Annotated in this window: 10 protein-coding genes; 4 read left to right on the plus strand and 6 right to left on the minus strand. The window is 66.5% G+C overall.

The features are described 5' to 3' along the window. Positions 1 to 217: 217 nt before the first annotated feature. Both ACP7BL_RS07460 and galA read left to right on the plus strand, forming a co-directional pair. Positions 218 to 955, plus strand: a complete 738-nt coding sequence (locus ACP7BL_RS07460) for a GntR family transcriptional regulator (protein ID WP_426257991.1) — start codon at positions 218 to 220, stop codon at positions 953 to 955. 40 nt (positions 956 to 995) lie between these two features. Continuing rightward, positions 996 to 3896 carry a beta-galactosidase GalA gene (gene galA, locus ACP7BL_RS07465; protein WP_426257992.1) on the plus strand — a complete coding sequence of 967 codons (2901 nt, stop codon included), beginning with the start codon at positions 996 to 998 and terminating at the stop codon, positions 3894 to 3896. 111 nt (positions 3897 to 4007) lie between these two features. Here galA and nagE read toward each other — a convergent pair whose 3' ends face one another. The 6 genes from nagE to ACP7BL_RS07495 are packed head-to-tail and all read right to left on the minus strand — an operon-like array spanning position 4008 to position 12302. After that, complete coding sequence (gene nagE, locus ACP7BL_RS07470; protein WP_137902684.1) at positions 4008 to 5732, minus strand: N-acetylglucosamine-specific PTS transporter subunit IIBC; 1725 nt, start codon at positions 5730 to 5732, stop codon at positions 4008 to 4010. Further along, positions 5729 to 8239 (minus strand): phosphoenolpyruvate--protein phosphotransferase, encoded by a 2511-nt coding sequence (gene ptsP, locus ACP7BL_RS07475; RefSeq protein ID WP_137902683.1) that lies wholly within the window; start codon positions 8237 to 8239, stop codon positions 5729 to 5731. The genes nagE and ptsP overlap by 4 nt, the downstream gene beginning before the upstream one ends. 43 nt (positions 8240 to 8282) lie before the next feature. After that, positions 8283 to 9440, minus strand: a complete 1158-nt coding sequence (gene nagA / locus ACP7BL_RS07480) for an N-acetylglucosamine-6-phosphate deacetylase (RefSeq protein ID WP_426257993.1) — start codon at positions 9438 to 9440, stop codon at positions 8283 to 8285. Next, entirely contained in the window at positions 9437 to 10495 is a 1059-nt protein-coding gene (locus ACP7BL_RS07485; RefSeq protein WP_426257994.1) for an SIS domain-containing protein, read from the minus strand. Before ACP7BL_RS07485 ends, nagA begins: the two co-directional genes overlap by 4 nt. A 50-nt stretch (positions 10496 to 10545) precedes the next feature. Then, the gene (locus ACP7BL_RS07490; protein WP_426257995.1) at positions 10546 to 11304 is read right to left on the minus strand and encodes a copper homeostasis protein CutC; all 759 of its coding nucleotides are present in this window, start codon (positions 11302 to 11304) and stop codon (positions 10546 to 10548) included. Next, a complete protein-coding gene (locus ACP7BL_RS07495; protein WP_033966337.1) occupies positions 11301 to 12302 on the minus strand; it encodes a N(4)-(beta-N-acetylglucosaminyl)-L-asparaginase in 1002 nt (333 codons plus the stop codon). Before ACP7BL_RS07495 ends, ACP7BL_RS07490 begins: the two co-directional genes overlap by 4 nt. Positions 12303 to 12475: 173 nt before the next feature. Between ACP7BL_RS07495 and ACP7BL_RS07500 the strand changes: the two genes are divergently transcribed. Further along, complete coding sequence (locus ACP7BL_RS07500; RefSeq protein WP_426257996.1) at positions 12476 to 13045, plus strand: TonB-dependent receptor plug domain-containing protein; 570 nt, start codon at positions 12476 to 12478, stop codon at positions 13043 to 13045. Between the two features lie 60 nt (positions 13046 to 13105). Further along, entirely contained in the window at positions 13106 to 15511 is a 2406-nt protein-coding gene (locus ACP7BL_RS07505) for a TonB-dependent receptor domain-containing protein (protein WP_426257997.1), read from the plus strand. Positions 15512 to 15536: the final 25 nt, after the last annotated feature.

Below are 15536 nucleotides of genomic sequence, written 5' to 3' on the forward strand. Positions count from 1 at the left end.
AAGTGTAACCAATATAAGTCCACTTGCAAGCGGACCGGATAACGGTTTTTGATATAAAACTGCGGGATCGACCGGTGCGGCATTCGTGCGAAGCATACCAATATGAAATCGCAACAATCCCGATTGCTCACCTGCCACGCTTTGATTAGGCTGGCTGCTCACACAGCGACGCACGCACGAGACGGGGCGTATCACGTCGCGGCGAAAGGGATGGGCATTGGCGTTTTCGCAACAGATCGGACAGTTTCGCGAAGGCAATCCGGCACCGCTCTACCTGCAGCTTCAGCACCTCATCCGCGAGGCTATCGCGCACGATGTGCTGGCGCAAGACGATGCCATTCCGGCGGAGCGGGATCTCGCGATCGAATATGACATCTCCCGCATCACCGTGCGCAAGGCGATTGGCGGATTGGTCGAGGAAGGCCTGCTGACGCGGCGGCGCGGGGCGGGCACCTTCGTCACCGGGCGCGTGGAAAAGAGCTTTTCCAAGCTGTCGTCCTTTTCCGAAGACATGGCGGCGCGCGGCAAGACCGCGTCGAGCAGTTGGATCAGCCGCGCGGCGGGCACCGTCGACCCTGACGAGGCGATGTCACTGGGGCTGTCGCCGGGGACGCCGGTCTATCGCTTTCACCGCATTCGCTATGCCGACGATCAGCCGATGGCGCTCGAATTCTCGACCATCGCGGGTTATTGCCTGCCGGGTGTCGGCGCGGTCGAAGACTCGCTCTACACCGCGCTCGACAAGGCCGGCAGCCGCCCGGTGCGCGCGCTGCAGCGGCTGCGCGCGGTGCCGTTCGGGCCCGAACACGCCAAGATGCTGGGGGTCAGCGCCGGGCATCCGGGCTTGCTGATCGAGCGGCGCGGCTTCCTGAAGGATGGCCGCGCGGCGGAATTCACCCGCTCTTATTATCGCGGCGACGCTTACGACTTCGTCGCCGAACTGTCCGACCTGTAGCCGCGTTCGCGCGCAGACCTTTCCTCCCCGGAGTGTTGTTATGAACCGTCGCCAGCTTCTGCTCGCCAGCGCGGGCGCGGGTGCCTTGCGCGCCGTTCCGGCCGTCGCCGCCACCGCGCCGCAAACCGCCGATGGGTTTCCGATGCCGCGCCCCGAAAACAGCCTGCCGCCGCGGCCCGTCCGCCAGGACCCGGCGCGGACGCTGCTCGAGCTTGGCTGGCGCTTTCATGAAGGCGATATCGCAGCACCCGCACCGGCGGGCCATGCCGAGACCTATCTTTCCGCGATGGCCGGGAATGCGATCGGTGCGGCGGCGGTGCTGTATGACGATAGCGACTGGGCGGCAGTGCGCGTGCCGCATGATTGGGCGGCGGCGCAGCCCTTCGTCGAGAGCGCGAACATCTCGCAAGGCTATCGACCGCGCGGGATCGGCTGGTATCGCCGCACGCTGCTGCTCGATCCCGCCGATCGCGGCAAGACGATCGAGCTGCATTTCGACGGCATCGCCACCAATGCGACGATCTGGGTGAATGGCAGCGTCGTCGCGCATAGCTGGTCGGGTTATGCCAGCGTCTATGCCGACATCACGCCGTTTGCGACCTTTGGCGACGAACCCAATGTCATCGCGATCCGGGTCGATGCCAGTGCCTGGGAAGGCTGGTGGTATGAAGGGGCGGGGCTGTATCGCCACGCCTGGCTGGTGCGGCGCGCGCCGGTCGCGATCATCAGCGATGGCGTCTATTGCGATCCGCGTCGCGATGTCGCGGGCCGCTGGCAGGTGCCCGTCGTCGCGACGCTGGCCAATAGCGAGCGCGCCGCAGCGACGGTGACGGTCGAAGCGACGCTGTTCGACCCCGAGGGCCATGCGGTCGAGCGCGCGAGCGTTGCGGCGACGGTGCCGGTGCTGGAGCAGGCCGACGCCAGGCTGACGCTCGACATTGGCGATGCGCGGTTGTGGTCGGTGGAAACGCCGACGCTCTACACGCTGCGCGTGCAGGTGCTGCGCGACGGGGGCGTGGTGGATGTGCGGCAGATCCCGATCGGCTTCCGCACGATCCGCTTCGATGCCGAGCGCGGCTTTTTCCTCAATGAGCGGCCGGTGAAGATCAAAGGGGTGTGTATCCATCAGGATCACGCCGGGGTCGGCACCGCCATGCCCGATGCCTTGCTCTATTGGCGGCTGCAGCGGCTGAAGGCGATGGGCTGCAACGCGGTGCGCATGTCGTCCAACGCGCCGACCGCCGAACTGCTCGACTATTGCGACCGGATGGGGTTGCTGGTGATGGACGAGAACCGCCATTTCAACCCATCGCCCGACTATATGGCCCAGCTCGAATGGCTGGTGCGGCGCGACCGCAACCACCCCAGCGTGATCATCTGGACGCTGTGGAACGAGGAACCGCTGAAATCGACACCGCAAGGCGTCGAAATGACGCGGCGGATGGTGGCGGTGCTGAAGCGGCTCGATGACGCGCGGCCAGTGACGGTCGCGATGAACGGCGCGTTCAACGATCCGGTCAACACCTCGACCGAAGTCGATGTCACCGGGTTCAATTATTATCAGGACCAATATGACGTCTATCATCGGCTGGTTCCGACCAAGCCGATCATCAGCACCGAGGACACCAGCGCGTATCAGACGCGCGGCGCATTCGAGAGCGACCCCAAGGCGCATATCGCGACGTCCTATGACCGCGAAGCAGCGGGCTGGGGGGCACCGCACGGGCCGAGCTGGAAGATGATCGCCGACCGGCCGTTCGTGGCTGGCGGGTTCGTATGGACCGGCTTCGATTATCATGGCGAGCCGACGCCGTATGAATGGCCGACGATCTCGAGCTTCTTCGGCATTCTGGACCTGTGCGGTTTCCCGAAGACCGCCTTCGGCCTGCGCAGCGCGCAATGGATCGACGATGCGCCGGTCCTGAGCCTCGCGCCGCATTGGACGTGGCCGGGGCGTGAGGGGCACGGCATCGATGTCGTGGTGATGAGCAATGCCGAACAGGTGACGCTCAGCCTGAACGGGCGCGAGTTGGGCACGCAAGCGGTCGATCGGTTCCTGGGGAACAGTTGGAAAGTGCCCTATGCGCCGGGCCGGATCGAGGCCGTCGCGCGGCGCGGCGGGCGGATCGTCGCGCGCGCGGTGCAGGAGACGGCGGGGCGACCGGTTGCGCTGCGCCTGACGCCTGCGCGCAGCGTGATGGCGGGCGATGGCGAGGATGTGCAGCCGGTGACGGTCGATGCGGTCGATGCAAAGGGGCGGCACGTGCCGACCGCCAATCTGCCGGTGCGCTTCACGGTCGCGGGCGCGGCGATCATCGGGCTCGGCAATGGCGACCCCAACAGCCATGAGCCTGAGCAATCGCCGCCCGACCATGGCGCGCGCTCGTTGTTCAATGGCCTGGCGCAAGTTATCGTGCGCGCGGAGACCGGGCGTGGGCGGATCGTGATGACGGCGCAGGCGGACGGCCTGGCCCCGGCGCGGCTGACGATCGACCGGCTGGCGATCGATCCGCCCGGCCAGGTTCCAGCGATCTCGCCGCAGCAGCGCATCGCGCAGTGGCGGCGCTCGGCGGCGTTCGACGCGCGGCCCTCGCCCGATCTTGCGCCGAGCGACGGCGATAACAATAGCTGGGCGTTCGTGCGCAGCGGGACGCCGACGCCGGTCGAAACGGGTGGGCGCTGGCGCGTCTATCGCGCGGCGATCACGCCGTGGCGCGCGGTGGCGGCGGGGGGCGGGATGCTCCGCTTTGCCGCGATCGGCGGGCGTGCGGAACTGTGGGTCGATGGGCAGCGCCTCGCGGACAAGGCCGATGGCGCAGCGGGGCCGTTGACCGCGCGCGTGCCCGCCGGGGCGGGCGCGCGCCGGATCGCGCTGTTGATCGAGGCGGATGCCGGCGCGGAGTCGGGGATTTTGGGGCCGGTTACGCTGGCGGCGGGGTAGGATTACCTTCCCCCGTTCGTTTCGAGCGAAGTCGAGAAACCTGGCACAGCGCTTGTGGCTGTTTCTCGACTACGCTCGAAACGAACGGGTAGCGCGCGTCGGGCCGGTGGCTCAGGCGGTGATCAGCCGGCCGAGCGTGGTTTCGTCGCCGAGCAGATGCAGCAGGCCCGGTGCGGGGCGTGCGACCGCGTGCAGGTTGAGCGCGTCGAGCGCCGCTTGGTCAGCCTTGGCCACGTCGCGCAGCGTGATCCGCAGCCGCCCGAAATAGCGCGCGCTGTCTGCAATATTGTCCGCGCCGCCCAGCGCCGCGAGCAGGGGCGCGGCGAGGGTTAGCGTGGGCTCAGCGGTCGGCGTGGCGGCGACCGGTGCGGTGACAGCACCGCCGCCCAGCGCCAGCGCATCGCGGATCTCGACCGAGACGACATCGGCGATCGGCCCCAGCACGACTTGCAGCGCGGTCGCCGAGGGGCGGATGATGCCGCGCGCGCCGAGTGCCTTGAGCGCGGCGTCATCGACCAGCGCCTGATCGCGCACCACCAGCCGCAGCCGCGTCGTGCAGGCACCGACGGTGGTGAGATTGCCCCCGCCGCCAAGCGCCTGCGCAAAGGCCGCACCACGCCCGCCTGCGACGACTGGGGAGGATGTCGCAGGGGTGTCGCTGAGCGGCTCACGGCCGGGGGTCGGCAAGTCCATCCGTTTGATGAAGAAACGGAAGATGCCGTAATAGAGCAGGAAATAGACCGCGCCGACCGGCAGCAGCAGCAGCGGGCGCGTCGCCTTGCCGTAGTTCAGCACGTAATCGAACAAACCGGCGGAAAAGCCGAAGCCGAGCTTGACGCCGAGCAGGTCCATCAGCGCCATCGACAGGCCGGTGAGCGCGGCATGGATGCCGAACAGCACCGGTGCCAGGAACATGAAGCTGAATTCGATCGGCTCGGTGACGCCGGTGAGCGCGGACGTGAGCGCGAGGCTGAACAGCATCCCGCCGACCGCCTTGCGCCGATCGGGTGCGGCGGCGTGGTACATGGCGAGGCAAGCGGCGGGCAGGCCGAACATCATCACCGGGAAGAACCCGGCCATGAAGCTTCCGGCGCTGGGATCCCCCGCGAAGAAACGGCGCAGATCGCCGGTGGTGCCGTGCCAGTCGCCGACGACGAACCAGGCGACGTTGTTGAGGATGTGGTGCAGCCCGGTCACCAGCAGCAGCCGGTTGAGCAGGCCGAACACGAACAGCCCCGGCGCGCCTGCGCTGGTCGCCGCGGTGCTCAGTGCATCGATGCCATTGCTGATCGACTGGAAGCCAAGCCCGACGACGAGCGCGAGCGCGAGGCCGGCCAGACCGCTGACGATCGGCACGAAGCGGCGACCGCCGAAGAAAGCGAGATATTCGGGCAGCTTGATCGCCGAGAAGCGATTGTAGAACAGGCCGCCGACCAGCCCCGACAGAATGCCGATCGGCACGTCGAGCCGCGCCATGACCTTGGCTTTCCACGCCGCTGTCGCCAGGTCGACCGAGGGGCCGGTAAAGCCTGCGATCGCTTCGGGGGGGACGGTCAGCAGCGTCTTGCCGGCTTCGGTCGTGACCAGGAAGCAGGTGACACCGGCGAGGCACGCCGCGCCATTGCCATCGCGCGCGAAGCCGGTGGCGACACCGATCGCGAACAGCAAGCCGAGATGGTCGAAGATCGCTTGCCCCGCCGCGCCGATAAAGGGCAGGCCGCCGGGGATGAGATCGGGCTGGCCGAGCCGCATCAGCAGCCCTGCGATCGGCAGTACCGCGATCGGCAGCATCAGCGCGCGGCCGAGCGGCTGGAGCGCCCCCAGGATCGATTTCATGCCGACATCTCCTTGGTCGCGAAGCTTCGGGCGAGGGCGCGCACCTCGGCGGCGGAGGTGCAGGCGAGCGCGGCGGCGGCATGATCCCGGCAGGCCGCGAGCGTGACGTCCGACACCAGCGCCTTGATCGTCGGCACCATCACCGGCGCAGTCGACAATTCGGTGACGCCGAGCCCGAGCAGGATCGGCACGGCGAGCGGATCGGAGGCGAGACCGCCGCACACGCCGGTCCAGCGACCGTGCGCGGCACCGCCGCGACAGGTCTCACCGATCAGCCGCAGCACGGCGGGGTGGAGGCCGTCGAGCGCGCTTGCGACTGCCGGATTGGCGCGGTCCATCGCCAGCGTATATTGCGTCAGGTCATTGGTGCCGACCGACAGGAAATCGGCCTCGCGCGCCAGCAGATCGGCGGTGACGGCGGCGGCGGGGGTTTCGACCATGATGCCGAGCTGCACCGCCGTGGTTATGCCGAGCTCTGCGCACAGCCGGTCGAGCAGCGCGCGCACCCGGCGCAATTCCTCGATCTGGGCGACCATCGGCAGCATGATCTTGCATTGGCCGGTGGGCTGTACGCTGAGGATCGCGCGCAGTTGCTCTTCGAGCAAGGCGGGGTGGGCCAGGCCGACGCGGATGCCGCGCAGGCCCAGTGCCGGATTTTCCTCGCCCGCGATCGGCAGATAGGGGGCGGGTTTGTCGCCGCCAATGTCGAGTAGGCGCACGATCAGCGGGCGACCTTCCAGCGCATCGGCGATTGCCTGATATTCGGCGGCCTGTTCGGCGACCGATGGCGCGGTGTCGCGTTCGAGGAACAGGAATTCGGTACGCAGCAAGCCGCAGCCCTCGGCACCATTGGCTACGGCAGGGGCGGCTTCGGCAGCGGAACCGAGATTGGCGACGACTTCGATGCGCGTGCCGTCGGCGGTGTGGCAGGGGGTGCCCGCCCGCGCGAGCGCGCTCGCGCGGCGTGCGGCGGCCTTGGCTTGCGCCGCCTCGGCTTCCGCCAGCTGGGTGGCGGAGGGGGCGGTGTGGAGCAGGCCGTTGCTCGCATCGAGAATGACGCGGGTGTCGTCGGCGATATCCAGCACGTCGGGGCCGATCGCGACCAGCGCAGGTAAGCCCATGGAGGCAGCGAGGATCGCGACATGCGAGGTCGGACCACCCTTGGCGATGCACAGGCCGGCCAGGCCCTCGGCCGAGCCGATCAGATCGGACGGCATCAGGTCTTCGGCAATCAGGATCGTGCCTGCTGGGTAAAGCTGCGTGCTCGTCGCTACTCCCAAAAGGTGCGCGAGCAACTGGCGTTCGAGATCGCGCAGATCGTCGGCGCGTTCGGCGAGATGCGTGTCGCCCCCGGCGCGCAGCGCATCGGCTTGCGGGCGGATTGCCGCGCGCCAGGCAAAGCCAGCGCTCTCGCCGCGCGCAATTCCGGCGCGAGTCGCGTCGATCAGGGCCGGGTCGTCCAGCAACGCGGCGTGGGCCTCCAAAATAGCACGCGTCGGGCCGTGTGCCGTGGCGGCCTGACGTGTCATCTCGGCCGCAAGCGCGGCATGAGCGGCGGTGAAGGCGGCTTGTTCTTGCGCCACGCCGCTGCCCATCGGCAACACTTCGGGGTCGATCGCGCGGTGATGCCGCACTGGGCCGATCGCAAGACCGGGGGCCGCCGTCACGCCGACAAGTGCGCCTTCGGGCACATCGGCATTACGCGGCGCGATCGGTGGCGGCGCGGCAGGCGCGGGCGCTTCGTCCATGCCGCCGGAGATCAGCGCGACCAGCGCATCGAGCGCAGCGGTGCCGTCGCTGCCCTGCGCGGCCAGCGTGATCGTGTCGCCATGCCCAATGCCGAGTGCAAGTAGCCCGGTCGGGCTGAGCGCCGATGCAGTGCGCGCGTCCTTGCCGATCGTAATCGAGGCACCGAAGGCGCGGGCGCAGGCGGCAATGCGGGCGGCCGGGCGGGCGTGGATGCCGTGGGGCAGGTCGATGCGCAGTATGCGGCTTTCGGTGGCCGCATCGATGTCGGCGGATTCGCCCGTCGTGCCCTCAGCCGAAGCGACTTCGTGCACCATCATCAGCGGTGCACCGACGAGGATCGGGCCAACGCTCGCACGGTTGGTAATCTGATAGCCCTCGCTCTCGACGAGCAAGATCGGCGTGATCACGGCAGGGGCTTCACGCACCAGCAGATCGAGATCGAAGTCGATCAGTGCGTCGCCCGTAGCGACTCGGTCCCCGGCGCGCACATGCGGGGTGAAGCCGCGCCCGCCCAGCCCGACGGTATCGATGCCGAGGTGGATCAGGATTTGCGCGCCGTTTTCAGCTTCGATCGTCAGCGCATGGCCGGTCGACTGCACGCTGACGATGCGCCCGGCGCAAGGCGCATAGAGGCAGTCGCCCGTCGGATCGATCGCCAGCCCGTCGCCCAGCATCCGCCCGGCAAACACCGCATCGGGGACATCGTCCAGCGCAGTGACCCAGCCTTGTAACGGTGCGGACAGCACGATCGACGCCATGGTTTCTCCTCAAACGGGGCAGGGACGCGCAGGGCGCGCGAGGTCAGGCAGGAACGGGCTCGGACCGCGCCGTCGCCGCAAGGTCTCCGCCAACAATGGTAGCGGTCGGGTGGAAGGCGGCGTCGAGCTGTACCCAGTCGGCGCGCTTGCCTGGTGCGATCACCCCGCGATCCCGCGACAGGCCGAGGAAGGCGGCCGGATGGGTCGCCGCCATCGCCGCTGCGCGCTCGGGCGCGATGCCGAGCCGGGTAATGGTGTTGCGCACCGCGCGTGCCATGTCGAGATCCGACCCGGCCAGCGTGCCGTCGGCCCCGATGCACCGGCCACCCTCGACATGGATCGGGCGGCCTTGCAGCAGGAAGGTGGTCTCGGCGGTGTTGACGCACGGCATCGCGTCGGTGACCAGCATCATACGATCCGCCGGGCGCGCGCGCAGCGCGATGCGCAGTGCGGCATCGTCGACATGGAAGCCATCGACGATCAGCCCGCAATAGACCGACTGGTTGTCCAGTGCCGCGCCAACCGCGCCGGGCGCGCGCTGAATGAGCGGCGACATGGCGTTGAACAAATGGGTGACCCCGGTCACGCCGGCGGCGAACCCCGCCGTCGCTTCGGCATAGGTCGCGTTGCTATGACCGAGGCTGACGAGCACGTCGGCGCGTGCCAACGCCGCGATACGGTCGGCGGGCACCAGTTCGGGCGCAATCGTGACCATCACGCGACCGCGACGTGGCCGCATCAGCAACGCCATCAGCGTATCGTCGAGCGTTACGAAGCGCGCGGCATCGTGAATGCCTTTGCGCGCGACGTTGATCACCGGGCCTTCGATATGGACGCCGACGACGCCCGGTACGCCCGCCGCGATCGCGGCGTCGGTCGCTTCCAGCGCCTCGCCGATGACCAATGCCGAATCGCTGATCAGCGTCGGCAGGAAGGCAGTGGTGCCATAAGGCCGATGCGCCGCACCGATCGCGGCAATCCCGTCGACGGTCGGTTCGTCGTTGAACAGCACGCCGCCGCCGCCATTGACCTGGGTGTCGATGAAGCCGGGCATCAGCCATCCACCATCAAGATCGATCGCCCCGGCGCTGGCGCGCTCCATGATCGCGACGATGACGCCGCCCTCGACGTCGATCGTCGCAGCGGACAGGATCCCGCGCGGCGTGACGATATTGCCGTTTACGAAAGCATAAGACGTCATAGCGTGCGGGTAACCTTGCTGAGATGGCTCGGCGCATCGGGATTGTACCCGCGCGCGAGAGAAAGCGCATCGGCCATGCGATAGAAGCTCTGGATCATCAGGATCGGCTCGATTGCGGGGTCGGCGGTGAGCGCGGGCGGGTCACCCGCCCCATCGACACGTGCGTCGGCCAGGCTGACACGCGCACCGCGCGCGGCAAAGTCCGCCGCAACCGCGCGGACGTCATCGCCGATGACATCGGAGGTGGCGAAGGCGACGATCGGAAAGCCGCTACCGACAATTGCCATCGGGCCGTGGCGCACCTCGGCCGAGCTGAAGGCTTCAGCATGAAGCCCGCAGGTTTCCTTTAGCTTCAACGCCGCTTCCTGCGCGACCGCGAGGCCAAGCCCGCGCCCAATGACGAACAGGTTGGTCGCCTCCTGCAGGCTCGCGCCGACGCCGCTCCAGTCCAGCGCCCAGGACCGTGCGAGCGCATCGGGCAAGCCCGCTACGGCGCGGCGCAGCGTGTCGTCCTCGGTCCACTCCGCCACCAAGGCGGCAAGCGCGGCTAACGACGCGATGTAGGATTTGGTCGCAGCGACCGACCGCTCGACCCCGGCTGACAGCGCGATCACCGTATCGGCGGTTTCGGCGAGCGGGGAGGTGGCGTCGTTGACCAGGGCGACGACATGCGCGCCCGCCGCCTTTTGCGCCGCCACAGTGGCAAGCAAGTCAGGGCTGCGCCCGCTTTGCGAGATAGCGATGCACAGCGCATGGCCCTGCACGGCGGGCGCGGCATAGACGGAGGCGACCGACGGTGCGGCCGACGCCACCGGAATGCCCGTGCGCGTCTCGATCAGATATTTGCCATAGGTGGCGGCATGATCGGACGATCCGCGTGCGCAGGTCACGATAACGGCGGGCGGGGCGGCGCGCAGCTTCGCGCCGAGCGCGGCAAAGGCTGACCCATTCGCGGCGAGCATGCGGGCGACGGCGGCACCGGCCTCGGCCGCTTCCTGGAACATCAACGTCGGGCCCGAAACAGGCGAAACGGTCGTGGATATGGTATCGTGCATGGCTGGTCCGATTGCTATCTCAACCGGGATAGGTTTTATATTGGTATTACTCAAGCTGCAAAATGCACCAGTTGCGCGAGCGCCGCGACGCGATCGGCATCGGTATCACCGTCCTGCGCCGCGATGAAGCCGAAGCGGCGTTCCGGAACATCCGGCGCGATCTCGCGCGTGGCGCGGCAGGATGCGTGGAGTTCGGCAATGCCGGTCGCCAACAAGGCGGGCGCGGTCTCGACCGTCACGCCGCTGCCCGCGAGGATGATGATCCGCCCCGCCGCCTGCCTGTGCAAGGCGGCGAGCGTTGCCACACCGTCGATCGCGCGCGGCTGCCCGCCCGAGGTCAGGATGCGATCGAACCCCAAGGCCACCGCCTGCTCGAGCGCGGCGAGCGGATCGGGCACCAGATCGAACGCGCGGTGCAAGGTGAGCGATAGCGGCGCACCGCGTTGCTGCCCGAGCGTTCGGGCATGCTCGATCCAGCGCGCGAGCGCAGCGGTATCGAGCTGCCGGTCGGCGGCGCTCGCGCCGATCACGACACCGGCAAGCCCGGCCTCGGCGGCGGCGCGAATGTCGTCGGCAATCAGCGCTTGCTCGGCGGCATCATGGATAAAGCCGCCCGCGCGGGGCCGCGCCAGCAGATGCACGGGCAGAGGCACTGCAGCTGCCGCGCGGATCAGCGAACCCGGCGGGGTCAGCCCGCCGACCGACAGCGCCGCGCACATCTCGATCCGGTCGGCTCCGCCGCGAACCGCCGCCTCCAGTCCCGCAATCGTTTCGACGCAGACTTCGAGCATTCTGCCGGTTGTGGTCACGCCTGGAATAGCGACGCTCCTTTATGTACCACCGTACGCCCTGCCATGTCGGTGACGGCATAGGTGAAGCCCGGCAACAGGCAGAACGCGCCGACATTGCCGTGCGGATCGAGCGCAAGGAACCCGACCTGTACGCCGCGAATGGCGTCGCCGCGAAGCTTGGCAATATGCTTCACCACCTCCTCGCACGCCTCCTGCGGGGAGCGTCCAGCGCGCATCGACGCGATCACGCGCGCCGTGCCCGCAATGCGCGTCACCTCCTCGCCCAATCCGGTCGACGTCGCGCCGCCAACGCCCGCTTCGACGAACAGGCCGCTGCCGACCTGCGGCGAATCGCCGACGCGGCCGCGCATCTTGAACGCCATGCCGGAGGTTGTGCAGGCACCGGCGAGCCGCCCGCTGGCGTCGCGCGCGAGCAGCCCGATCGTGTCATGGTCGAGTGCGCCGCCGGGCGTGCGGGTGGTACGGTTCTCGCTATTCGCCTCGGGTTGGTAATGCGCGGTCTTGAGCCATTCGCGCCACGCCTTTTCCGATTCGGGGGTCAGCAATTTACAATAAGGAAAGCCCTGATCCTTGGCGAAGCGGGTCGCGCCTTCGCCGACCAAAAGCGTGTGCGGGGTCTTTTCCATCACGCGGCGCGCGACCGAAATCGCATGCATGGTATCTTCGAGCGCGGCGACCGCGCCGACCCGGCCCGTATCGTCCATGATGACCGCGTCGAGCGTGACGTGCCCGTCACGATCCGGATAGCCGCTATAGCCGACCGAATGGTTGTTTGGGTCCGCTTCAGGCACCATCGCCCCGGCTTCCACCGCGTCGAGCAACGATCCGCCGCTGGCCAGCTTCGCAAAAGCAGCGTCGTTTGCGGCCGCGCCAAAGTCCCAAGTGGAGACAATTTGCGCGGCAGGGCCGGACGTTATGTCGGCCAAAGCTTTGGCGGCGGGCAATGCGCCGGCGGCAACGCCCATCATGGCGAGCAAGGATCTTCTACTGGTCATGGTCACCCCGGTTCATTCTTTATGTACGATCATGACATGGGCGCATAAAATGTCAAAATAGGTTTGGTGTGGTATCAATTAGGTATTGACGGTTTGCCAATTTGAATAGAACCTCTTGTCACGGTGCCGTAACGCAAAACGCGGGCGGCATGTGTAATTAGGGGAAATTTTTCATGATGCTCGGTCACTCCGTATCCTTTGCTGCGCTGGGCGCGGCGCTGGCTTTCGCCGCGCCTGCGATGGCGCAACAGGCCACCGCCGACGATCACGTCTCGAAACCGGATGCAGCCGATACGACGCCCGCAGACGGCGATATTCTGGTAACCGGGACGCGCATTTTGCGTCCGAACATCGCATCGGCCGCGCCGATCACCACGGTGACCGCGCAGGACATCAAGGCGCAGTCGCCAACCAATATCGAAGAGGTGCTGAACCGCCTCCCGCAGATCGCGCCTGACAGCCAGCAAAATTACCAGGATTCAGACGGTCGCCAGCGCATCAAGCTGCGCAGCCTCGGCTTTGAGCGCACGCTGGTGCTGATCGACGGCAAGCGTTTGGGTACGCAGAATGGTGAGGATGCGGGGATTATCCCGGTCTCGCTGATCGATCGCGTCGATGTGCTGACCGGCGGTGCCTCGTCGGTCTATGGCTCGGACGCGGTTGCAGGCGTGGTGAACTTCGTTCTCAAGCCCGATTTCAAGGGCATCCGGATCGACGGCAATTACAATTTCTACAACCACTAGAACCGCGCGAACATCGTCACGCAGCAAGCGCAGGCGTCGAGCTTCCCGACCAATACCGGGATGGTCAATGACGGTGGCCGCGCCGATGTGACGTTGACCGCCGGTACTTCGCTGTTTGGCGACAAACTGAAAGTGTCCGGTTTCGTCAATTATAAGCATCAGGATCTGGTGCCGTACGACGCGCGATCGACCTCGGCCTGCCAATTGGTGCAGACCGGCACCGATGGCCCGCTCAGCTGCTCGTTGTCGTCCTATTCGGTCAGCGGTTACATCTCGCCGCGCTCGGGGGCCAATAACGGGACGGCTTATGTCAACAATCCGGACGGCACGCGCACCTTCGTTCCCTATGGCGCGGGTGCGGGCAATGCGGCCAACCCCTATGATGGCTATTCGTACCAGCGCGCCTTCACCCGGGTGAACGCCGGTGGATTCGCGACGCTGAAGCTCTCGCCCGCGGCGGAAATTTACGGGTCGGGCATCTGGTTCCGCGATAAGTCGACCAACCGCTTCCCGACCCGCGTGTTTGCTGCCGCCAATTACGGGTCGGACCCGTATCAGGTGAACTGCAACAACCCGTTCCTGTCGGCGTCGCAGGCATCCGCGATTTGCGGGGCTGCGGCCGGAACCGCGACGCTCGCGCCGATCGATGTGCGCTATCGCTTCAATGTGCCGTATCTGACCGACACCTATATCAATAGCGCCATTCGCGCGACGGGCGGTGTTCGCGGCAAGATCGGCGATGCGTGGACCTATGACGTTGGCGGCGTCTACGCGCGCAACCAGCAGGATTACATGCCCGCCTCGCTGCCGCAATTTGCCAACGTCAACCGCTCGCTCAACGTGGTCAACGTCAATGGCACGCCGACCTGCGCCTCGGTCGTCGATGGGACCGACAAGAATTGCGTACCGTTCGATGCGTTCAAGGCGGGGAACAGCAACCAGGCGCTGGTCAATTATCTGTATAGCGGTCTCGCGACCGAGAAGCAGACCACCGTTGGCATTCTGTACGATGTGCAGGCCAACGTGACCGGCGACCTCGGCAAATATGGCATCAAGTCCCCCTTCGCCGATCAGGGTCTCGCCTTTGCGGCGGGTGTGGAATATCGCGAGGATCGTCAGTTCTCGACCGCGAATGCGGCATTCCGGGCCGACAATGGCGGATCGGATTCCGACCTCCGCCAACATGTCTGGGAAGGCAATATCGAGCTTCAGGCACCCTTGGTTCAGCACAAGCCCTTCATCGAAGAGCTTCAGGTGAATGCCGCCGGGCGTCTGTCCAAATACAGCTCCAACCCCGACAAATTCACGACGTGGAAGCTGGAAGGGTTGTACGCGCCGGTTCGCGACATCGTGTTCCGCGCCTCCTTCAACAAGGCGCAGCGCGCGCCGACCGTGGTGGAAGCGTATCAGGCCAGCAACATCAGCTATTCGCGTCAGGGTGGGTCGCAGAACGATTTCTGCGCACCCGTGCCGCGTCAGATTGCTGACCCGGCCAATCCGGGCAAGACCATCACCACCACCGCGCCGCTCGCTTCGCGGGAGGTGTGCCGTGCGACTGGCCTGTCCGATTCGCTGTATGGAAGCGCAACGCTGCTGTGCCCGAACGACCAATGCACGGTCCGTTCGGGTGGCTTCACCGCAGCGCCCGAAACGGCCTATACCCAGACCTATGGCATCATCTTGAAGCCGCGCTTCGTCAAAGGCTTGGTGTTCTCGGTCGATCGCTATCGGATCAAGATCAACAACTCGCTCGGCTATAATGACGATAGCTATTACACCGATGGCTGCCTGCGTTCGAACGGGGATCCGTTCTTCTGCTCGGGCATCGTGCGCGCCGCCAACGGCACGCTCTATGCTGCGGCCGGCACCAACCCGACCAGCGGCTTCATCCGCGCCGGCACGACCAATTATTATTTCTCGATCGCGCGCGGTTGGGACTTCCAGTCGCAATATGCGCTGGGTCTGGGCAAGGTTGGCCGGATGGATCTGAGCTTCAACGGCTCGTTGACCACCTTCGCCGGTGGCCAGGATTCGCCGCTGCAGCCCGAGCGCAATTGCGCGGGCTATTACGGCAATGGCTGTGGCCAATTGCTGCCGAAGTGGAGCCACGCCCTGCGTGCTACCTATGTCACGCCGGATGATGGCTTCAATGCCTCGTTCAACTGGCGCTATGTCGGGTCGCTCACCAGCGCCAACAATTCGGGCGATCCGGCGATCGGCGGCACGCCTGATCGGGTGCAGAAGACCTTCGGCTATATCGCCCCGGTCAGCTACTTCGATCTCGCGCTGACGTTCAACATTGCCAAGCGCTACAGCCTGCGCCTGATCGCGAACAACCTGCTCGACAAGGCCCCGCCGATCTTGGCGAATTCGTACAATATCAGCCTGGCGCGCAACAACACGATCCCGGCGCGCTATGACAGCCTGGGTCGCAACCTCGCGGTTGGCTTCACGGCGAACTTCTGAACGATCCTCGGAGGGAGCCCTGTGG

Source organism: Sphingomonas sp. DC1600-2 (assembly GCF_049897605.1).
GTDB lineage: Bacteria > Pseudomonadota > Alphaproteobacteria > Sphingomonadales > Sphingomonadaceae > Sphingomonas.